General features: G+C 70.7%; 18 protein-coding genes. 9 read left to right on the forward strand and 9 right to left on the reverse strand.

The window, feature by feature from the left end; all coding sequences use genetic code 11:
• Positions 1–80: 80 nt before the first annotated feature.
• Both ACV7NL_RS02390 and ACV7NL_RS02395 read left to right on the forward strand, forming a co-directional pair.
• Positions 81–2,327 carry a primosomal protein N' gene (locus tag ACV7NL_RS02390; protein ID WP_463354817.1) on the forward strand — a complete coding sequence of 749 codons (2,247 nt, stop codon included), beginning with the start codon at positions 81–83 and terminating at the stop codon, positions 2,325–2,327.
• A gap of 53 nt (positions 2,328–2,380) precedes the next feature.
• A complete protein-coding gene (locus ACV7NL_RS02395) occupies positions 2,381–2,740 on the forward strand; it encodes a SpoIIAA family protein (RefSeq protein WP_056181699.1) in 360 nt (119 codons plus the stop codon).
• 275 nt (positions 2,741–3,015) lie between these two features.
• Here ACV7NL_RS02395 and ACV7NL_RS02400 read toward each other — a convergent pair whose 3' ends face one another.
• The 8 genes from ACV7NL_RS02400 to ACV7NL_RS02435 all read right to left on the reverse strand — a co-directional run bounded on the left by ACV7NL_RS02400 (position 3,016) and on the right by ACV7NL_RS02435 (position 9,162).
• A complete protein-coding gene (locus ACV7NL_RS02400; protein WP_056181702.1) occupies positions 3,016–3,411 on the reverse strand; it encodes a hypothetical protein in 396 nt (131 codons plus the stop codon).
• A gap of 198 nt (positions 3,412–3,609) precedes the next feature.
• Entirely contained in the window at positions 3,610–4,611 is a 1,002-nt protein-coding gene (locus ACV7NL_RS02405; RefSeq protein WP_463354818.1) for an asparaginase, read from the reverse strand.
• 13 nt (positions 4,612–4,624) lie between these two features.
• Positions 4,625–4,831 (reverse strand): Trm112 family protein, encoded by a 207-nt coding sequence (locus ACV7NL_RS02410; protein ID WP_056181705.1) that lies wholly within the window; start codon positions 4,829–4,831, stop codon positions 4,625–4,627.
• 27 nt (positions 4,832–4,858) lie between these two features.
• The gene (locus ACV7NL_RS02415) at positions 4,859–5,527 is read right to left on the reverse strand and encodes an LON peptidase substrate-binding domain-containing protein (RefSeq protein ID WP_056181708.1); all 669 of its coding nucleotides are present in this window, start codon (positions 5,525–5,527) and stop codon (positions 4,859–4,861) included.
• 28 nt (positions 5,528–5,555) lie between these two features.
• Positions 5,556–6,449, reverse strand: coding sequence for a thioredoxin (gene trxA, locus ACV7NL_RS02420; protein WP_056181989.1), 894 nt, complete (start codon positions 6,447–6,449; stop codon positions 5,556–5,558).
• A gap of 160 nt (positions 6,450–6,609) precedes the next feature.
• On the reverse strand, positions 6,610–7,095 hold the full coding sequence (locus ACV7NL_RS02425; protein WP_056181992.1) for a hypothetical protein: 486 nt from the start codon (positions 7,093–7,095) through the stop codon (positions 6,610–6,612).
• Between the two features lie 64 nt (positions 7,096–7,159).
• Entirely contained in the window at positions 7,160–8,137 is a 978-nt protein-coding gene (locus ACV7NL_RS02430; protein ID WP_056181713.1) for a glutathione S-transferase family protein, read from the reverse strand.
• Between the two features lie 41 nt (positions 8,138–8,178).
• Positions 8,179–9,162, reverse strand: coding sequence for an alginate O-acetyltransferase AlgX-related protein (locus tag ACV7NL_RS02435; RefSeq protein ID WP_247635827.1), 984 nt, complete (start codon positions 9,160–9,162; stop codon positions 8,179–8,181).
• Between the two features lie 211 nt (positions 9,163–9,373).
• Between ACV7NL_RS02435 and ACV7NL_RS02440 the strand changes: the two genes are divergently transcribed.
• The 4 genes from ACV7NL_RS02440 to ACV7NL_RS02455 all read left to right on the forward strand — a co-directional run bounded on the left by ACV7NL_RS02440 (position 9,374) and on the right by ACV7NL_RS02455 (position 13,977).
• Positions 9,374–9,904: a 2'-5' RNA ligase family protein gene (locus ACV7NL_RS02440; protein WP_056486010.1), complete on the forward strand. Its 531-nt coding sequence runs from the start codon at positions 9,374–9,376 to the stop codon at positions 9,902–9,904.
• A 210-nt stretch (positions 9,905–10,114) separates the two neighbouring features.
• Positions 10,115–10,888, forward strand: a complete 774-nt coding sequence (locus ACV7NL_RS02445; protein WP_056181716.1) for a phosphatase PAP2 family protein — start codon at positions 10,115–10,117, stop codon at positions 10,886–10,888.
• Positions 10,889–11,047: 159 nt separating this feature from the next.
• Positions 11,048–12,358, forward strand: coding sequence for a Gfo/Idh/MocA family protein (locus ACV7NL_RS02450; protein ID WP_463354819.1), 1,311 nt, complete (start codon positions 11,048–11,050; stop codon positions 12,356–12,358).
• Between the two features lie 128 nt (positions 12,359–12,486).
• Entirely contained in the window at positions 12,487–13,977 is a 1,491-nt protein-coding gene (locus tag ACV7NL_RS02455; RefSeq protein ID WP_463354820.1) for a carbohydrate porin, read from the forward strand.
• Positions 13,978–13,980: 3 nt separating this feature from the next.
• On the opposite strand, the gene ACV7NL_RS02460 is transcribed toward ACV7NL_RS02455, so the two are convergent.
• Entirely contained in the window at positions 13,981–15,411 is a 1,431-nt protein-coding gene (locus ACV7NL_RS02460; protein ID WP_056181722.1) for a TAXI family TRAP transporter solute-binding subunit, read from the reverse strand.
• A gap of 81 nt (positions 15,412–15,492) precedes the next feature.
• Between ACV7NL_RS02460 and ACV7NL_RS02465 the strand changes: the two genes are divergently transcribed.
• The 3 genes from ACV7NL_RS02465 to ACV7NL_RS02475 all read left to right on the forward strand — a co-directional run bounded on the left by ACV7NL_RS02465 (position 15,493) and on the right by ACV7NL_RS02475 (position 18,950).
• Positions 15,493–16,092: a regulatory protein RecX gene (locus tag ACV7NL_RS02465; RefSeq protein ID WP_463354821.1), complete on the forward strand. Its 600-nt coding sequence runs from the start codon at positions 15,493–15,495 to the stop codon at positions 16,090–16,092.
• A gap of 84 nt (positions 16,093–16,176) precedes the next feature.
• The gene (locus ACV7NL_RS02470) at positions 16,177–17,391 is read left to right on the forward strand and encodes a putative DNA modification/repair radical SAM protein (RefSeq protein WP_056181727.1); all 1,215 of its coding nucleotides are present in this window, start codon (positions 16,177–16,179) and stop codon (positions 17,389–17,391) included.
• A gap of 2 nt (positions 17,392–17,393) precedes the next feature.
• On the forward strand, positions 17,394–18,950 hold the full coding sequence (locus tag ACV7NL_RS02475; protein ID WP_463354822.1) for a UdgX family uracil-DNA binding protein: 1,557 nt from the start codon (positions 17,394–17,396) through the stop codon (positions 18,948–18,950).
• Positions 18,951–18,960 lie beyond the last annotated feature (10 nt).

Genomic DNA, 18,960 nt, shown 5'->3' on the forward strand with positions numbered 1-18,960 from the left:
GCGACGATCGGCTGCGCAGCGGTCGCGCATTACCACCAGGATGCCTATATTCCGGTTATGTTCCATCAAAGCCCCGCCCGATGCCTTGCATCGCCGAGATCCTGATCCCGCTGGCGCTCGACAGCGCCTACAGCTACGCCGTTCCGGCCGGGCTCGATCTGGCGGTCGGCGAGGTCGTGCAGATTCCCCTCGGCCCCCGCGAGACCGTGGGCGTCGTCTGGGGCGTGCGCCAGAGCCCCGGCGGCTCGAACCTGCGCCCGGTGACCGGCCGGCTCGACGTGCCGGCCTTGCCGGACGCCCTGCGGGAACTGGTCGACTGGCTCGCCCGCTACACCCTGGCGCCGAAGGGCTCCGCCCTGGCCATGGCCCTGCGCCTGCCCGACGAATCGGCCCTGACCGAGACCGTGCGGATCGGGGTGCGGGCCTCCGGCAAGGCCCCGGCGCGGCCGACCGCCGCCCGCACCAAGGTGCTCGCCGTGGCGGCGGACGGGACGCTGCGCGGCAAGAGCGCGCTCGCCAAGGAGGCGGGCGTCTCCTTGAGCGTGGTCGACGGCCTGATCGATGACGGCGCCCTGGAGGCGCTCGCCCTGGCCCCCGAGCCGGTCGCCCTGCCGCCGGACCCGGACCATGCCCGGGTGCCGCTCTCCGAGGCGCAGGAGGCGGCGGTGCGCCACCTCGTGGCGCTGATGAACCCCGCCTCGGCCGAGCCGGCGGCGACGGACGCGATCGGCGATCCCCTGCCGGCGGACGGCAAGGTCGCGCCACCCGGCGTGGAGCACAAGGCGCCGACCGTGCTGCTGGAGGGCGTCACCGGCTCGGGCAAGACCGAGGTGTATTTCGAGGCGGTGGCCGATTGCGTCCGGCGCGGCCATCAGGCGCTGATTCTGATGCCCGAGATCGCCTTGACGGCGCAGTTCCTCGACCGTTTCGCCGAGCGCTTCGGCGTACGCCCGGCGACCTGGCATTCGGGCGTCGGGGGCAAGCGCCGCGAGCGCATCCGCGCCGGGGTCACGGCGGGCGAGATCGCCGTGGTGGTGGGCGCCCGCTCGGCCCTGTTCCTGCCCTTCGCCGATCTCGGCCTGATCGTGGTCGATGAGGAGCACGAGGCCGCCTACAAGCAGGAGGACGGGGTGCATTACCACGCCCGCGACATGGCGGTGGTGCGCGGGCGCATCGAGAACTGCCCGGTGGTGCTGGCCTCCGCCACCCCGTCGATCGAGACCCGGGTCAATGCCGAGCGCGGGCGCTACCTCCGGGTCGCCCTGCCCGAGCGCTTCGGCGGCCGGCGCCTGCCCGACATCGCCGCCATCGACATGCGCGCCGACAAGCCCGAGCGCGGCCGCTTCATCGCCCCGGCCCTGGTGGCGGCGGTGCGCGAGACCGTGGATTCGGGCGACCAGGCCCTGCTGTTCCTCAACCGGCGCGGCTACGCGCCCCTCACCCTGTGCCGGGCCTGCGGCCACCGCTACCAGTGCCGCAACTGCTCGACCTGGCTGGTGGAGCACCGCTTCCGCCGGGCCCTGGTCTGCCACCAGTGCGGCTATGCCGAGCGGCGCCCGGATTCCTGCTCGGAATGCGGCACCTTCGACAATCTCACCCCCTGCGGCCCCGGCGTGGAGCGCATCGCCGAGGAGGTCGCCGAGCTCTTTCCCGACAAGCGCGTCATCGTGCTGTCGAGCGACTTTCCCGGCGGGGCCGAGCGCCTGCGGGCCGAACTCCAGACCGTGGCGGAGGGCGGCTGCGACATCGTCATCGGCACGCAGCTCGTGGCCAAGGGCCACAACTTCCCGCACCTGACCCTGGTGGGCGTCCTCGACGCCGATATCGGGCTGACCTCCGGCGACCCGCGCGCGGCCGAGCGCACCTTCCAGCTGCTGCAGCAGGTCACCGGCCGGGCCGGGCGCGGTGAGAAGCCGGGCCGCGCCCTGTTGCAGACCTACCAGCCCGACCACCCGGTGATCGCCGCGCTGCTGTCGGGGGATTCGGAGCGCTTCTACGAGGAGGAGATCGGCGCCCGCGAAGCCGCGGGGCTGCCGCCCTTCGGCCGGCTGGCCGCCCTGATCGTCTCGGCCAACGAGCGCGACGTGGCCGAGGCGCACGGGCAGGCGCTGGCCCGCGCCGCCGAGCCGCCGGAGGGCGTGATGGTGCTGGGGCCGGCCGAGGCGCCCCTGGCGCTGATCCGCGGGCGCTACCGCTTCCGGCTGCTGGTGAAGACCGAGCGCGCCGTCGATTTGCAGACCTACCTGCGCGAATGGCTGGCACGCGGCCCGAAGATTCGCGGCAACGTGAAGGTCGCCATCGACGTGGACCCGCAGAGTTTCCTATAACGCTGGCGCGACGTTCGCTTGGGTAGCGTTCGATCCCCTGAGGAGTGCCCCACGTGCTGACCTACACCAAGAAGCCGGATTCGAGCGTCGCCGAGATCGTGGTCGACGGACAGATCACCGATGCGGACATGAACACCGTCATCACCGCTATGCAGGCCGACCTCGACAAGGGCGGCAAGATCAAGCTCCTGGAAGACGTCCGTGAGTTCAAGGGCATGGAGCCGGCCGCGTTCTTCAAGGACCCGCGCTTCGGCCTCGCCATGATGAAGGGCGTCAGCCACGTCGCCCTGGTGACCGACGCCTCCTGGCTGCGGATGATCGCCGACACCTTCGGCAAGGTTTCCCCGGCCCAGATCAAGACCTTCGACCGCGCGCATATCGAAGAAGCGCGCCAGTGGCTCGCCGCCGCCTGAGGGGCTGAATCGATTTCTGGGACCAAATCCAGAGCGCCCGTCCCTCTCCCCCTTATGGGGAGAGGTTCCCTTAGTGGGGAGAGGCTCGGGATGGTGGTGGTTGAGTGACCCTCAGCTGGCGGAGGCTGGCGGAGCCACCTCCAACCTCCAACGCTTCCCCACACGTCCGACGGATCTCGGGCAGGCCCGGGATTCAATGAGGAGGAGGCCCACGTCGCGTTTCGAGATGCGCGAGTCTGCTGTCACGGACGCGGCGCGGCGCACCGCCCGCGCGCTCAGTCCGCCTGCGCGGTCCGCGTCGTCTGGCGGCGGGCGGTCCAGCGGCCCGAGCAGAGCGAGGAGACCTTCCAGGTGCCACCGCCGCTCTGCGACTGGAGGCGGCCCGAGATGGCGCCCGAGGCGGTGCCGTTGGAGACGTTGAGGCCGACCGTGCCGTCGGGGCCGACCCGGCCGCTCACGCTGGCCGAACCGGAGGCCGACGCAAGGCGCACGGCCCCCTCCTGCACCGACACCGCGTAGGTATAGCGGCTGTCGCAGACCATACCGGTCTCGGTCACGAGTTCGACCGACCACGCCCCGTTGAAGTTTCCGCCGTCACGCGCGGCGGCCGGGATCATCGCGGGCGAGGACAGGCCGGCTCCGAGCGCCAGAACCACCACGAATTTGGTCATGCATCATCCTTCGGCAAACAGCGCCCGTGCGTGGCGCGGCCGCAAGGCGGCACGCCGACGTTCCAAGCAGACGATCGATTGAGAGTGCGTCGAGCATACCCGCCGAAGCGGCAAGATTGTGACAGACGCCGCAACCACATGACGAGACGTATGTCTCAAACTGCCTGAACAGGGCACAACAGGCCGAAAGCCTGGCCTTTATCGATCGTAATACAGCTGCAAAGCTTCCCGATCGCGGGTGATCGGGAGGGCGAGCAGCGCCAACACGCGGGCCTTGTCCGGCGAGAGGTCGTCGGCGAAGACGGCGCCGGCCGCCCGAAGCGTGCTGCCGCCGCCCTTGAAGCCATAGACCGGGAGCGCCCGGCCATGAGGCACCTGGCTCGCCACCACGATCGTGACCCCGGCGGCGATCGCCTCCACCACCGCGTCGTGGAGGGCCTCGTTGACGTTGCCGAAGCCGTAGGCGGCGATCACCACGCCCTCGGCGCCATCCGCCACCGCGTGGCGGAGCTGGCGCCCGTCGCTGCCCGCCGCCATGGCGACCAACTCGACCCGCGCGAGCCGGTCCGGCAGCGGCAGGGTCTGGCGGCGCAGGGACTGGCGGGTGAACACCACCCGGTCCGGATCGACATGGCCGAGGAAGCCGGCCTCGCCGGAGTTGAAGGTCTCGACGTTGTGGGTGTGGGTCTTCCGCACGTCGCGGGCGGCGTTGATGTTGTGGTTGAGCGTGACCGTGACGCCCATGCGACCTGCGCCCGGGGCCAGGATCTGGCGCACGGCGCTGAGGAGGTTGCGCGCGCCGTCGGCATCGGCATCCGACGCGTTGCGCTGGGCGCCGACCATGACCACCGGCTTGTCGCTCTTGAGCGTCAGGTCGAGGAAGTACGCGGTCTGGTCGAGGGTGTCGGTGCCGTGCAGGACGATGGCGCCGGCGATCTCCGGCCGGTCGAGCAGCCCCGCCACCGTGCGGCTGAGGTCCGGCCACAGGGCCGGGCCCATATAGGCGCTCGGCACGTTGGCGAATTCCACCACCTCGATCGCGGCCCAATCGGCGAGGCCCGGCACCGCGGCGGCGAGATCGGCCCCGGTCAGGGCCGGGACCGGCGCCCCCGTGACGGGATCGTTCCGCATCGCGATGGTGCCGCCGGTGGCGACGATGGCGATGGTGGGTCGCCCTGCCCTGACGGAGCGCTCGGCCATGATACGGCGCCGGTTAGTCGGTGAGCGCGCGCGCCTCTTCCGGCAGCATGATCGGGATGCCGTCGCGGATCGGGTAGGCGAGGCGGGCGGAGCGGCTGACCAGCTCCTGCCGGGCGGCATCGTACTCCAGGGTGGTCTTCGTCAGCGGGCAGACGAGAAGCTCGAGGAGCTTGGGGTCGACGCGTGTGGCCTCGACGGGGCTCGGGGTGTCATCGGCCATCTGGGGCGTATCCTTCGCGGGAGAAAACTACTGGAGCGTGGGCTCGGAGCCCGACCCGCGCACCAACTCCATTTCGGTCACCGCGATCAAGACCTCGGCCCGGGTCTTGAGGTCGGCGGCCTCCAGCATGGCCTGCTTCTCGCGGGCGCCGAACGGGCTCATCATGCAGAGCGCGTTGACCAGCGCCTCGTTGGGCGCCTCCTCGATGCCGGCCCAGTCGACCTTGAGGTCGTTGACCTCGACGAAATCGCGCAGGGCCTTCAGCACGCCCTCGCGGTCCACCGCCTCCTCGCCGGCGCGCGGCTCGAAATCGGAGGCGAAGTCGTCGTACGAGACCTGGCAGCGGCGGTAGCGCGTGGTGGTGGCCAGCTCACTCTCCATCCGGAACCGGGCGATGCCCGTGAGCGAGATGAGATAGCGCCCGTCACCGGTCTCGGCGAATTGGGTGATCCGCCCGGCACAGCCGACGCGGAACAGCTTCGGGGTCATGGGCGACGCGCCGGCCTCCACGTCCGGCTGGATCATGCCGATGATCCGGTCGGTGCGCAGGGCATCGTCGATCATCGCGAGGTAGCGCGGCTCGAAGATGTTGAGCGGCATCTGTCCGCGCGGCAGCAGCAGCGCACCGGGCAGGGGAAAGACCGGGATCACTCCGGGGCAGTCGGCCGGTCCCTTGTAGCCCGCATGCGTGCTCATCGCGTCCCCCCGCCGTTGCTTGGCTGCCTCACGCGAAGACCAGCGTCGACAAGCGCCGCCGCCCGCGAATCGAGGCCTTGTCCATGAGGCCCCAGGCCTCGAAGAACGTGAGCAGCTGCTTGCGCGCCGCGCCCTCGTTCCATGTCCGGTCCCGCCGCTCGATCTCGATCAGCTGGTCCACCGCCTCGTCGCGCATGTTGCGGCCGTTGAGGCCGAGCGCGAGGTCGAAGCGGGCCTGGAAATCGTTCGGATCGGCCTCGATCCGGGTCTGGAAGCTGCCGAGGTCGCCGAGCGCGGCGGCCTGCTCGGCCAGTTCGATCGCAGCGCGCACGCTGGCGAGCCCCGCATGGGAGGCCTTGTCGGCCGGCGCCATCTCGACCAGCTGCTTGGCGTTCTCGATATCGCCGGCGTCGAGCTGGATCTTGGCGAGCGCCGCGATCGCGTCGACGTTCTCGGGCTCCTCGGACAGAACGGCGGCGTAGAGCTGCGCGGCCTGGGCCACGTCGCCGGTGCCGAGAAGCGCCTCGGCCTCGGACATGGCCTGCTCGATCGGGCTCGGACCGGCAGGGCCGGCGAGGCGCGTGATAAACTCCTTGATCTGGGCTTCCGGCACGGCGCCCATGAAGCCGTCGACCGGCTGGCCCTTATCGAAGGCGATCACGGCCGGGATCGACTGGATGCCGAGCTGGCCCGCGATCGAGGGATGCTCGTCGATGTTCATCTTGACGAGCTTCACCTGGCCTGCGGAGGCTGCCACCACCTTCTCCAGCACGGGCGCGAGCTGCTTGCACGGGCCGCACCACGGGGCCCAGAAATCGACCAGCACCGGCTGGTGCATCGATTCCGCGATGACGTCCTGGCGAAAGCTCGCCGTGGTCACATCCTTGGTGGGTTCGCCCGGCATCGGCGCATCGTTCAGCATCACGTCCTCGAGGCCTTGGTTTGGATCGATGGAGGGCCGGGTCTGTCCACCCATCGCCTCCCGCGTCAAGAGCAAGAGATGGGAACTCCGCGCGTCTGGACCAGAGCGGCAGCCTGCAGGCCCTGCCCCCGCCCCGACGACGCGCCCGGAGGCCGGGCCCTTAACGCGCCGGCGCGCTTCCGCCCGCCGTCTCGTCCGGCGCCTTGGTATCCGTCACGAAGACGCCCTGGTAGGTGCCCTTGGCGGCGTTCGCCTCGCAGGTGATCGCGGTCTTGCCCGGCTGCGGCGTGCTGAAGGCGCAGGAGCCGACCGCCACCAGGGGTCCCTGGACCACGCCGTCCTTCGTGGTCTCGCTCGGGATCACGAGGTTGATCGGCTGAAGCGGATCGGTCTCCTCGGTGCGCTCCTGCTGGGCGCCGTTGCCGCTGAAGCTGAGGGACCGGCCCTCGGCCGCGAAGTCGAAGCTCGTGCGGTTGCGCGAGACCGTGTTCATCAGGGTGTTCTTGCAGGTCGCCGACACGTCCTTGCCGGCGATCACGAGCTTCTCGCAGCGACCCTCGAGCTTGACGGCCGTCTGGGCGAAGGCGGGCGCGGCCGCGATCAGCGGCAGGGCGGCGAGGACGAGGCGGGCGGTCGAGAGCAGCATCATGACTCCGATGTAAGGCTGGGTTGCGATTCGTCGAGGGTCTGCGGCGGCGCGCCAAGTGCGCTCAGGCCGGGAAGCGCCGGGCGCGGTCGTTCGGCGCGTCGAAGTCGAGAGCCGGCCCGAGGGGCACGATGCCGGTCGGGTTGATGGTCGGGTGGCTCTCGTAATAGTGGCGCTTGATGTGGGTGAGGTTCACCGTGCCGGCGACGCCCGGCAGCGCGTAGAGATCGCGCAGATAGTTCGACAGGTTGGGATAGTCGGCGATGCGCTGCCGGTTGCACTTGAAGTGCCCGACATAGACCGCATCGAACCGCACCAGGGTGGTGAAGAGGCGGATGTCGGCCTCCGTCAGCCGGCTGCCGCAGAGGTAGCGGGCGCCGTCGAGCCTTGCCTCTAGGGCGTCGAGTTCGGCGAACAGGGCGGTGAAGGCCTCGGCATAGGCATCCGGCTCGGTGGCGAAGCCCGCCTTGTAGACCCCGTTGTTGACGGCATCGTAGACGCGGGCGTTGACGGCATCGATCGCCTCGGCGAGGTCGGCCGGGTAGAGGTCCGGCCCCGCCCCCCCGAAGGCGCCGTTCAGCATGCGGATGATCTCGGCCGATTCGTTCGACACGATGGTGGCGCGCCGCTTGTCCCACAGCACCGGCACGGTGACGCGGCCGGTGAAGCCGGGATCGTTCCGGAGGTAGACCTCGTAGAGACGGGCCGCACCGTTGACGGTGTCGGGGGTGGCGCCGGGCGAGTCGCCGAAGACCCAGCCCTCCGCCCCCATATGCGGGTCGACCACCGAGACCGAGATCGCGTCCTCCAGGCCCTTGAGGGCGCGCACGATCAGGGTGCGGTGGGCCCAGGGGCAGGCGAGGGAGACGTAGAGGTGGTAGCGCCCGGCCTCGGCCGGAAAGCCGCCCGCCCCGGTCGGTCCGGGGGCGCCGTCCGCCGTCACCCAGTTGCGGAACTTGGCGTCGGTGCGCTTGAAGCGCCCCCCGGTGCCCTTGGTGTCATACCAGGTGTCCTGCCAGACCCCGTCGACGAGCAGCCCCATGATCCTGTCCCTTCGTCACGCCTGAGGCCCAACATGGGCGTTCAGGCCTGGACGGGAAGTCCCTCAGGCGTCTCGCCCTCTGGTGCCTGGACCGGCGGCGCCACCGGATCGGCGGCGGCCAGGTGCTGGCCCGTCTGATAGGTGGCGATGTCGAAAGTGTCGTCCGGCAGCCGGGTGACGAAGCGCTCCGCCATCTCGAACAGCAGCAGATCGGGCTTCACCCGCTCGACATAGGCCCAGTCGATGCTCGACGACCACACGAAGTGAACCTCGCGAAAACTCTCGGCGAGGATGCCGGTCAGCATGATCGGCGCGAAATGCGCGTAGGAATCGCCGAACAGCACGAGGGTGCGGGGATCGATGTCGGGACGGTCGTTGCGGAAGCACACATGGGCGCCGACATGCAGGTCGGGGGCGCGGCCGGCAGCCTCGTAGGCGGCGACCAGGGGGCTGGCGTAGACGCGCTGCGCGTCGCGGTCGAGGACGGCGTGGCTCGCGGTCTCGACCGGCTTGTCCGGCAGCTTCTCGCCCAGGTCGCGCACCCGCGTGGTCTCGTAGCGCTGGCGCGCGTCGAGATCGGCCGGGGGCACGGCCCCGCAGGCCCGCATCAATTCGCGGTAGGCGAAGCGGCAGCCCTCGTAGTTCCAGTGCGTGTCGGTACGGTAGTACAGCGGCACCGGCCCGTCGCGGGCCGCCCGCATCGGCGACAGCAGGTCGACATAGGCGGGGTTGTTGATGAGGCGCCGCCCCAGCACCCGGGCGGGGGATTGGCGCGGATCGTAGCGCAGATCCACGGTGCGGTCGTCGTAGACCGACAGCTTCTCCGGCACGACCACGTGCAGGTAGCGGATGCCGAGCGCCTGGGCGCGGGCGGCCCGCGTCTCGATGAGCTTGACCCAGCCGCGCAGGCGCCACCAGCGGGACAGGGTGGCGCGATACTGCTCGAGGACCCCGTTGGTGCCTCCGATCAGGAAGAGCCAGCCATCCCGCCCCACATGTACGATCTCCCGGTGTCTGCGCCGCATGGGGGCTGTCTACCCGGCCCGGGCGCCTCTGAACAGGTCGGACGCTCGGGCCGGGACGATGGCGCCCCACGCGAAACCTGGCCCGCCCGAAACTTGACCCGCCCGAAACTTGACCCGCCCGAGACATCGCGCGCCGGAGACATCGCCCGCCCGAGCCTTGGCCCGTCCAAGCCCTGGAATGCGGCCGCGGCCGCGCCATCTCGAACGGATCATGACAGACCGCAGCCCGACGCCCGACCCGCTGATCCTCACCCTGGCGATGGAGCCCGACGCCTTCGCGCGCTTCGACGGCCTGCGGCGCCGGCACTTCCCCAAGGCGCTGAACCACATCCCCGCCCACGCGACCCTGTTCCATCACCTGCCGGGCCTGAGCGAGCCGGGTATCGTCGAGACCCTGGCGGCACTCATGCGCAGCCAGACGCCGCCGGAGGTGGCGGTGACCGGCCTGCGCTTCACCGGGCGAGGGGTGGCCTACGTGCTGGCCTCGGACGCCCTCTCGGCCTTCCGGGCTCGCCTCGCCGAGCAGTTCGAGTCCCTGGAAGACGGCTTGACCGCGCAGGACCGGCAGGGCTGGCGCCCGCACGTCACGGTGCAGAACAAGGTCGACCCGGCCACCGCGCGGGCCCTGCACGCCGAACTCGAGGCGGAATTCACGCCGTTCCGATTCACGGCGCCCGGCCTGCTGCTGTGGCGTTATCTCGGCGGCCCCTGGGAGCGCCGGGCCAGCGTTTCGTTCGGGTAGGCCCATCAGGCTTCGAGGGGCGAGCGACCGATGAGAGACGTCGCGCGCTCAGAAACCGTGTCGGGATGGAGCCTTGTCCGCCGTTCGTCTATGCCGAACGGCTCCGTGAGCGGGGCGTTGGTGTCTCGGGGAGCTTTCGCGCCGTCGGAGGCCTCCCGCGCCGGCACGCTCCCGGTCCCGACCGACGAACGATCCATAGAAGTCGCCCGCATGAACGTCCTGCCCTCCGGCTACCGGAACAACCCGCTCGTCACGCGGGTGAACGCCCTGCGGTTGGCCCTTCGCCTCAACGAGGTCGGCCCCGTCATCGCGCTGCTGGCGGTCAGCCTGCTCGGCTACGGCTTCTTCGCCCTGGCCAACGAGGTCGGCGAGGGCTCCACCGCCGCCCTCGACCGCAAGGTCCTGCTGGCCCTGCGCAACCCGGCCGATCTTTCGGACCCGATCGGACCGCGCTGGCTGGAAGAGACCATGCGCGACATCACCGGGCTCGGCAGCGTCTTCACCATCGTGTTCGTGACGGCGGCGGCCTGCGCCTACCTGGCGATGACGGGGCGCCGGCGCATCGCCGTCTTCGTGGTCGCGGCGATCGGCGGCGGCGAACTCGCCTCGACGGTGCTGAAGCTGTTCTACCACCGGCCGCGGCCGGACCTCGTGCCCCACGGCATGGAGGTGTTCACCGCGAGTTTCCCGAGCGGGCACGCCATGATGTCGGCCATCGCCTACCTGACCCTGGCCAGCCTGATCGCCCGCGTCGACCGCCAGCGCGCCGTCAAGCTGCTGGTGCTGATCATCGGCGTCTCCACCACCCTGCTGGTCGGCATCAGCCGGATCTATCTCGGGGTGCATTGGCCGAGCGACGTGGTGGCGGGCTGGTGCGTCGGCGCCGCCTGGGCCGCCCTGTGCTGGTTCGTTGCCCTGGTCCTGCAGGAGCGCGGCGAGGTGGAGGCTCCGACCGGCTCCGGCGACCCGTCCCGGGACGCTTGAACGCCCGCCCGGCCGGGCGGGGCACCCGGCAAGGAGGTCGGCAAGGGGGTCGGAACTCGCCCCGCCGGGCTGACGTTCCCGGGGGACAGGCAACCTGCGGCCCCCGCGCTTTCGGGGCTCCCGGACGCCGCTCCCTCCCCGGAACCCGCAGCGAGTTTCATGACGGATGACCTCCCGCTCTCCCGCCGCAACGTCCTTCGGGCCGGCAGCGCCACGCTGACCGGCCTCGCCCTCGGGGCGACGAGCGCGGCCGCGCAATCCGGACCGCCCGGTCCCTCGGTTCCGGCCGATACCGGCGCGGTTCAGGGCGGCAAGGTGCTGTTCCCGAACTGGCGCGGCCCGGGAGACCGGGCGCCTCCGCCGCCGCCGGCTCCGATGCCACCGGGCAAGCGGGTGGGCTTCGCCATCGTGGGCCTCGGGCGGCTCAGCCTGGAGGAGATCCTCCCGGCCTTCGGCGAGACCAAGCGCGCACGCGTGGTGGCGCTGATGTCGGGCACGCCGGCCAAGGCCAAGCTCGTCGCCGAGCAATACGGGATCGCGCCGGAGGCGGTCTACGGCTACGACGCGTGGGACCGGCTGGCGAAGGATCCGGCGATCCAGGCCGTCTACGTGGTGACGCCGAACGCCATCCATCGGGGCGATGTGCTGGCCGCCGCCAAGGCCGGAAAGCACGTGCTGTGCGAGAAGCCGATGGCGAATTCCTCGGCCGAGGCGCGCGACATGATCGCGGCCTGCGCGGCGGCCAAGGTCAAGCTGATGATCGCCTATCGCTGCCAGTACGAGCCCTATAACCGCGAGGTGGTGCGGCTCGCCCGCTCGGGCGAATTCGGCAAGCCGCGCCTGATCCAGGCCTTCAACGGCCAGACCACCGGTCTGCCGCAGCAATGGCGCCTCAAGAAGGCGCTGGCGGGCGGGGGCGCCCTGCCGGATATCGGGCTGTACTGCCTCAACGGCGTGCGGGCGCTGACCGGCGAGGAGCCGGTCTCGATCGACGCGCAGATCCACTCGCCTTCGGGCGACGCGAAATTCGCCGAGGTCGAGGAATCCGTCTCCTTCACCCTGCGCTTCCCGTCCGGCCTCATCGCCCAGTGCATGACGAGCTACGGCGTGCACGAGTCGCGTCGGCTCCAGCTCCACACCGAACGGGCCGACATCGATCTCCAGAACGCCTTCGCGTATCGGGGCCAGCGCCTCGTGGTGGCACGGCCGGACGGAGCGGTGGAATCGCAGGACACCCGCATCCTGCCCCAGAAGAACCAGTTCGCTCTCGAGATCGACCACATGGCCCGCTGCATCCAGGAGGACCGGCGCCCCCGTACCCCCGGTGAGGAGGGCCTTCAGGACCATGTCCTGATGGAGGCGATCTACGAGGCGGCGCGCACGGGACGGCCGGTCACCGTCGGCCCGCCGGCCGGCGCGCCGGGCGGCCCCGATGTCACACGCGGGCCGGAACTCGACGACGCGGGCTGATCCGGCCGCCAGACGGTTGCCAGTCCGTCATTTGAAACGAATAGGCTCAGATCGCGGCGGCACCCCAGCGCCCCGGGATCACGAGACGCTTGGCCCCCCATCACCTCCCTTTCCTCCGGCAACGGCCGATGACGGCCTTCGCCGGAGGGATTCTCCTGCTCTGCCACCTGGCGGGGCTCGCGCGGGCCGAGACGCCGGCCGAGACGGCCGCGCGCCTGGCGCTCGAAGGCCGCGCCATCGGCTCGCCCCGGGGCGCCGGCGGCGATCCGCAGACTTCGGTCGCCCAGTCGGTCACCTCGTCGCGCCCATCGGCCAACCTCGACACCTCGATCGCCGACCAGCTCGGTCCCTATGCCGACCCGTTCGGATTCCGGGCCTACCTCAAGGATCGCGGCGTCACCTACAGTCTGACCTACATCGCCGAGAGCCTCGGCAACGTCTCGGGCGGCCTGCGCCGGCGCGGCATCACCGAAGGACTGCTCGATCTCGAGATCGACGTCGATCTCGGACCCCTGATCGGCTGGCAGGGGGGTGCGCTCCACACCAACCTGTTCCAGATCCACGGTGCCGGCCTCTCGCGCAGCGCGATCGGCAACCTCATCACGGTGAGCGGCATCGAAGCACTGCCGTCCTCGCGGGTCTACGAATTGTGGTTCGAGCAGAAGGCCTTCGGAGACCAATTCGGCCTGAAGATCGGGCAGATCGCCGCCGACACCGAGTTCGCCGTGACCCAGACCGGCACGGTGTTCGTGAATTCCACTTTCGGCTGGCCCAACAACATGGCGGTGGTGATCCCGAGCGGCGGGCCGATCTACCCCCTCGCGGTGCCGGGCGTACGGGCCAAATACGTGCCCAATGCCAATCTGTCGTTCCAGGTCGGGGTGTTCGACGGCGATCCGGCCGGGCCGGCGCGCGGAAGCCGTGATCCCGACCCGCAAAGGCGCAACCGCACCGGCACCAACTTCCGCACCACCGATCCCGCCCTGGTGATCGCGGAGGCCTCCTACGCCTACAACATCGCGCCCGGCAGTGCCGGAGAGGCCGGGACGGTGACGCTGGGCGGCTGGTACCATTTCGGCCGCTTCGACCACCTGCGTTTCGACGGGGACGGCGTGTCGCTCGCCGATCCGGCCAGCTCCGGGATCGCCCGGCGCTTCCGGGGCCAGGCCGGCCTCTACGGCCTGATCGATCAGACCGTCTATCGCGAGCCCGACGACCCGAACGACGGCGCCAGCGTGTTCGTGCGCGTCTCGGGCTCCCAGGCCGATCGCAGCCTCGTGGATGTCTACGCCGATATCGGCATCGCCTATAAGGGGCTGCTCCCCGGCCGCTCGGACGACACGGTCGGCCTCGCCTTCGGCCTGTCGCGGATTTCGCCCCAGGCCCGGGGCCTCGACACCGACACCGTCCTGGCGACCGGGGTCGCCAGGACGCGCCGAGGCAGCGAGGCGGTGCTGGAGGCGACCTACCAGGCCGTGCTCGGCCCCGGCATCACCCTGCAGCCGGATTTCCAGTACGTCTTCCGCCCCGGCGGCGGCCTCCCGAACCCGCGCGACGCCAACGGCGCCCGCATCCGCAACGCGGCGGTGTTCGGGCTGCGGGGGACGATCCGGTACTGAAGCCTATTCGGCCGCCGGCGTGTGCAGGGACAGAAGCCGGGCGGTGCGGGCATGGTCCACGGCGCGACCGGTCTCGGGGCCGGCATCCCCGAGGGTGCGACGCTCGTCGTTGATCGCCGCATGGACCGCGTCGATGGCGAGGATGAGGGCGCTCACCGTGCGGTTGTCGATGTTGCGCTCGCGGGCATGCTGTACGACGTCGGCCACGAGGTCGTCGGTCTCGCGCACCAGTCCGTCGAGATCGGCCTTGCAGGTCGAGGCCCGGACCTCGCGCAGGATGTCGAGCAGCCGGTCGAGGACGACGTCGATGCGCTCCCGGCGCTTGCGGGCGAGGCGCTGGGCGAGCCAGGCCACGCCCGAGCCGACGGTGCCGCCGAAGAAGGCGAGCAGGTAGATGTAATCCTCGTAGCGCTCGAAGACCGTCTGCTGCTCGCGCTCGAAGTAATCCACCGCGCCGGGGTGGTTCGGCAGGCGGGCGCTGGTGGCCGCCACCGTCGAGTCGAAATCGGGCGCCTTCATCAGGTTGGCGATCGGCGCCCGCGGCGCCAGCTTCGAGCGCCACTCGAACAGGTGCTGGGTCACCGACGCCACGGTGAAGCGGCTGACGCCGCCCCGCGCCATCAGGCGGTAGGAGGCGCCCACGGTCTTCACGTCCTCGTCGGGGCGCTTGGGGCGTCCCCCGAAGGTCCCGGCGGGAATCGTCACCGACTGCAATTCCGGCATCCGCTGGATGATCGCCTCGCCGTCGGGGACCGAGACGAAGTTGATCTTCTTGTCGACCGAGGCCGCCTCCACCGCCCGCACCGTCGTGATCGCCGCCTTCGAGGCCGGGGCGGCGATGACCGCCACCGCATCGACGCGGCCCTCGGCGATGGCGCTCGTCACCTCCTGGGGCGTGAGCGGGACCAGCGCCACGCGGGCCGGCCCGACGCTCCCCTCGGGGACCGTCTCGGCCGCCGGCTGGGAGACGAAATCGTAGAAGGCGAGGAGATTGGTCAGGAACGGCAGGTCGGCGGCGTGGCGCTCGACCACGCCGAGGCGCTTGCGCGCGAGATCCGGGAAGTTTTCGAGGCCGGCCGCTTCCGGCGCGGCGATCAGCAGGGCCTCGTCGTGCAGGATCGCCAGGGTCAGCCCGTTCTCGGGCAGGAGCACGTCCGGACGCACCACGGCGAGATCGGCCTTGTTGCGCTGAAGCGCCTCGGCGCTGTCGCGGACGTCGTCGTAGAAATCGAGTTTGAGGCGGACATCCTCGCGGCCGCGGGCCAGCGCCTGGGCGTAGGTCTGGAGCAGCGTCGCCTCGGCGCCGTCACGGGGGCCGACCGCCACCGTGAGGGTGGTCGGACGCGAGAGATAGACCAGCATGCCCGCCACCAGGGCGAAGCCCAGGGCCAGGAGAACGAGGAGCCACTCGCGTCTCACGACGATTGCCGGCATGGCAGGATCGAGCCTTTATCCAGCGTGATCACCATATCTGCCGAACCCACTTCCGCAACCCGTCCGGATCGTGAAGAACCGATGACACCGCGAAACGTTGCGCCCCGCCGGTCCGCCCCCGATGGATCGACCGAGGCGAAGCCGCCGCCCCCCGTGACGCCCGCCTATCTCGAGCGAGCCGCCCTGCATTATCTCGAACGCTACAGCGCCTCCGTGGCGATGCTGCGGCAGACCCTGAAGCGGCGCGTCGACAAGCGCTGCCGCATGCGCGGCGAGGAGGCGGGCGCCTTCGCCGAGGCGATCGAGGCCACGGTCGCCCGCGCCGTCAGCGCCGGTCTGGTCGACGATGCCCGCTTCACCGCCGGCCGCCTCGCGGCCCTGCGCCGGCGCGGCGCCTCCGCCCGCGCCCTGTCGGCCAAGCTCGCCGCCAAGGGCGTGTCGCGCGAGCAGGTGGCGAGCGCGATGGAGCACGAGCGCGAGACGGCGGACGAGGGCGTCGACCTCGAGGAGGCGGCCGCGCAGGCCTATGCCAAACGCCGCCGGCTCGGCCCCTGGCGGCGGCCCGGGACCCGCGAGGCCCATCGCGACCGGGACCTCGCCGCGATGGCGCGGGCCGGCTTCGGCTACGCCCTGGGACGGCGGGTGATCGAGGCCGAGGATGGCGGCGAGGCGGACGTCTGAGGCTGCGACATCGCGCCAGCGGACGAGGCGGGAATTCGCGCGCGAAAACTTGAACGAAAGGCGAACGAGGCGCATTTCGTGTCGATGGACGAACTCCTCGCGAAGAAGCTGCGCATCCTCGCCGATGCCGCCAAGTACGACGCCTCGTGCTCGTCGTCCGGGGCGCCCAAGCGCACGGCCGGCAAGGGTGAGCTCGGCTCGACCACCGGCGCCGGCATCTGCCACGCCTACACGCCGGACGGGCGCTGCATCTCGCTTCTGAAGATCCTGCTGACGAATTACTGCCTGTTCGACTGCGCCTACTGCGTCAACCGGCGCTCCTCCAACGTGCAGCGGGCGAAATTCACCGTCGAGGAGGTCGTGACCCTCACGGTGGAGTTCTACAAGCGCAACTACATCGAGGGCCTGTTCCTTTCGTCGGGCATCATCAAGTCGCCCGACCACACCATGGAACTGCTGACGCGGGTGGCCAAATCCCTGCGGCGCGACCACGGTTTTCGCGGCTACATCCACCTGAAGTCGATCCCGGAGGCGAGCCCCTGGCTGATCGAGGAGGCGGGCCTCTATGCCGACCGGCTGTCGATCAACGTCGAACTGCCCACCGAGGCGAGCCTGGAGCGCCTGGCCCCCGAGAAGGACGGCGCCGTCATCCAGAACGCCATCGCGCAGATCGGCGAGCGCATCGCCGAGGCGAAATCCGAGAAGCGCCGGTTCTCGCCGGCCGGACAATCGACGCAGGTCATCGTCGGGGCCGACGCCACCACCGACGAGGCGCTGATCCGCAAGAGCGCCCTGCTCTATGGCTCGTACAACCTCAAGCGGGTCTATTACTCGGCCTTCAGTCCGATTCCCGACGGCTCCACCATCCTGCCGCTGGCCGCGCCCCCGCTCCAGCGCGAACACCGTCTGTACCAAGGCGACTGGCTGCTGCGGTACTACGCCTTCACGCCCGACGACGTGGCCGACGCCACCGAGAACGGCATGCTCTCCCTCGACATCGACCCGAAGCTGGCCTGGGCTCTGAAGCACCGGGCGCGCTTTCCCGTCGACGTGAACGCCGCCGACCGCGAGATGCTGCTGCGGGTGCCGGGTCTCGGGGCGCGCGCCGTCGACAAGATCATCCGCGCCCGGCGCCATACGCGCCTGCGTCTCGACGACGTCGCCCGCCTGACCTCGGCCCTCAAGCGGGCAAGGCCCTTTCTCATCGCCGCCGACTATCACCCGGCGGGCGGGCTCACCGACCGGCTCGATCTTCGGGCACGGTTGGCCGACCCTCCGAAGCAGCTGAGCCTGTTCTGAGGATGAAGACGCGAGCGCCCTCCGATCCGACGGTGGAGGACGGCCATACCCAGACAGCACGCGGGCAGCACGGTGCCCCTCTCCCGAAAGAAGAGGGCCGGGGCGACTCGCCTGCGGAGGGCGGCGGGTTCGGGACCTCGTCCCTCGACGCCGTTGATCTGCGACCGGGCGCCGATCTCGACGGCTTCCGCGCCGCAGCCCGCCGTCTCGCGGGCCGGGGCGTTCCGCCGGAGCGGGTGCTGTGGTCCATCGGCGAGACGCCTGGGCTGTTCGGGGCGCAGGGTCCGGCCCTGGCCGACGAGCCCCCCTTGAGCCTGCCGCGCGGGGTCGGCGCGATGGTCGGCAGGGTGGTGCCGCACCGCGACCCGGAGCGCTATGCCCTGCTCTACGGGCTGATCTGGCGCATCCTGCACGGGGAGCGCCGGCTCCTGGAGGTGTCGAGCGATCCCCTGGTCCATCGGCTCGAGCGGATGGGCAAGGCCATCGCCCGCGACCTGCACAAGATGCACGCCTTCCTGCGCTTCCGCCGGGTCGAGGGCGACGGCCCGGAGCGCTTCGTGGCGTGGTTCGAGCCCGACCATCACATCCTGGGAGCGGCGGCCCCGTTCTTCGTCGAGCGCTTCCGCTCCCTGAACTGGACCATCCTGACGCCGGAGGGCTCGGCCCGCTGGGACGGCACCAGCCTCGCCTTCGGTCCGCCGGGGCGACGCGAGGACGCACCGGAGGCGGACGGCTTCGAGGCGGGCTGGCGCGATTACTACGAGAGCACCTTCAATCCCGCCCGCACCAACCTCGCGGCGATGCGGGCGGAGATGCCGAAGAAGTATTGGCGCAACATGCCGGAGACCGCCGCGATCCCGGGCCTCGTCCGGCAGGCGGCGGCCCGCACGGGCGCCATGATCGAGAGGGAGCCGCAAATGCCGGTCAAGCGCAATCCCGCCCGCGCCGTGGCGGCCATGGCCGATCAGGCCCCGGATTCGCTGGAGGCGCTCAACGCCATCATCCGGCGCTCGGAGCCGCTGGTGCCGGGCGCGACCCAGGCCGTTCTCGGCGAAGGCCCGGTCGGCGCCACCATCGCCTTCGTGGGCGAGCAGCCCGGCGACCAGGAAGACCGCCAGGGGCGGCCCTTCGTGGGGCCGGCGGGGCAGTTGCTGGCCCGCGCGATGGGCGAGGCGGGAATCGTGCGCGGCGCGGCCTACCTCACCAATGCGGTCAAGCACTTCAAGTTCGAGGAGCGCGGCCAGCGCCGCATTCACCAGAAGCCCACCGCCGGCGAGGTCAGCCATTATCGCTGGTGGCTGGAGCGGGAACTCGACTTCGTGGCGCCCAAGCTCGTGGTGGCGCTCGGCGCCACCGCCGTGCTGGCCCTGACCGGCAAGGCGATCCCGATCACCCGGGCGCGCGGCCCCGCCGACTTCGCCAAGCCGTTCCAGGGCTTCATCACGGTGCACCCGTCCTATCTGCTGCGCCTGCCGGACGCCGCGAAGGCCGAGGCCTACGCCGCCTTCGTCGACGACCTGCGCCGGGTCCACGATCTCGGGCAATCGCTGGCGGCCTGAGGCCTCGTCC

Source organism: Methylobacterium sp. Ger2507, assembly GCF_055231875.1.

Bases quoted from the DNA above. Each gene is read 5' to 3' on its own strand.
- ACV7NL_RS02390 (WP_463354817.1), top strand. From the start codon at position 81: ATGCCTTGCATCGCCGAGATCCTGATCCCGCTGGCGCTCGACAGCGCC.
- ACV7NL_RS02400 (WP_056181702.1), bottom strand. From the start codon at position 3,411: ATGACCAAATTCGTGGTGGTTCTGGCGCTCGGAGCCGGCCTGTCCTCG.
- ACV7NL_RS02405 (WP_463354818.1), bottom strand. From the start codon at position 4,611: ATGGCCGAGCGCTCCGTCAGGGCAGGGCGACCCACCATCGCCATCGTC.
- ACV7NL_RS02410 (WP_056181705.1), bottom strand. From the start codon at position 4,831: ATGGCCGATGACACCCCGAGCCCCGTCGAGGCCACACGCGTCGACCCC.
- ACV7NL_RS02415 (WP_056181708.1), bottom strand. From the start codon at position 5,527: ATGAGCACGCATGCGGGCTACAAGGGACCGGCCGACTGCCCCGGAGTG.
- trxA (WP_056181989.1), bottom strand. From the start codon at position 6,449: ATGCTGAACGATGCGCCGATGCCGGGCGAACCCACCAAGGATGTGACC.
- ACV7NL_RS02425 (WP_056181992.1), bottom strand. From the start codon at position 7,095: ATGCTGCTCTCGACCGCCCGCCTCGTCCTCGCCGCCCTGCCGCTGATC.
- ACV7NL_RS02430 (WP_056181713.1), bottom strand. From the start codon at position 8,137: ATGGGGCTGCTCGTCGACGGGGTCTGGCAGGACACCTGGTATGACACC.
- ACV7NL_RS02435 (WP_247635827.1), bottom strand. From the start codon at position 9,162: ATGCGGCGCAGACACCGGGAGATCGTACATGTGGGGCGGGATGGCTGG.
- ACV7NL_RS02440 (WP_056486010.1), top strand. From the start codon at position 9,374: ATGACAGACCGCAGCCCGACGCCCGACCCGCTGATCCTCACCCTGGCG.
- ACV7NL_RS02445 (WP_056181716.1), top strand. From the start codon at position 10,115: ATGAACGTCCTGCCCTCCGGCTACCGGAACAACCCGCTCGTCACGCGG.
- ACV7NL_RS02450 (WP_463354819.1), top strand. From the start codon at position 11,048: ATGACGGATGACCTCCCGCTCTCCCGCCGCAACGTCCTTCGGGCCGGC.
- ACV7NL_RS02455 (WP_463354820.1), top strand. From the start codon at position 12,487: ATGACGGCCTTCGCCGGAGGGATTCTCCTGCTCTGCCACCTGGCGGGG.
- ACV7NL_RS02460 (WP_056181722.1), bottom strand. From the start codon at position 15,411: ATGCCGGCAATCGTCGTGAGACGCGAGTGGCTCCTCGTTCTCCTGGCC.
- ACV7NL_RS02465 (WP_463354821.1), top strand. From the start codon at position 15,493: ATGACACCGCGAAACGTTGCGCCCCGCCGGTCCGCCCCCGATGGATCG.
- ACV7NL_RS02470 (WP_056181727.1), top strand. From the start codon at position 16,177: ATGGACGAACTCCTCGCGAAGAAGCTGCGCATCCTCGCCGATGCCGCC.
- ACV7NL_RS02475 (WP_463354822.1), top strand. From the start codon at position 17,394: ATGAAGACGCGAGCGCCCTCCGATCCGACGGTGGAGGACGGCCATACC.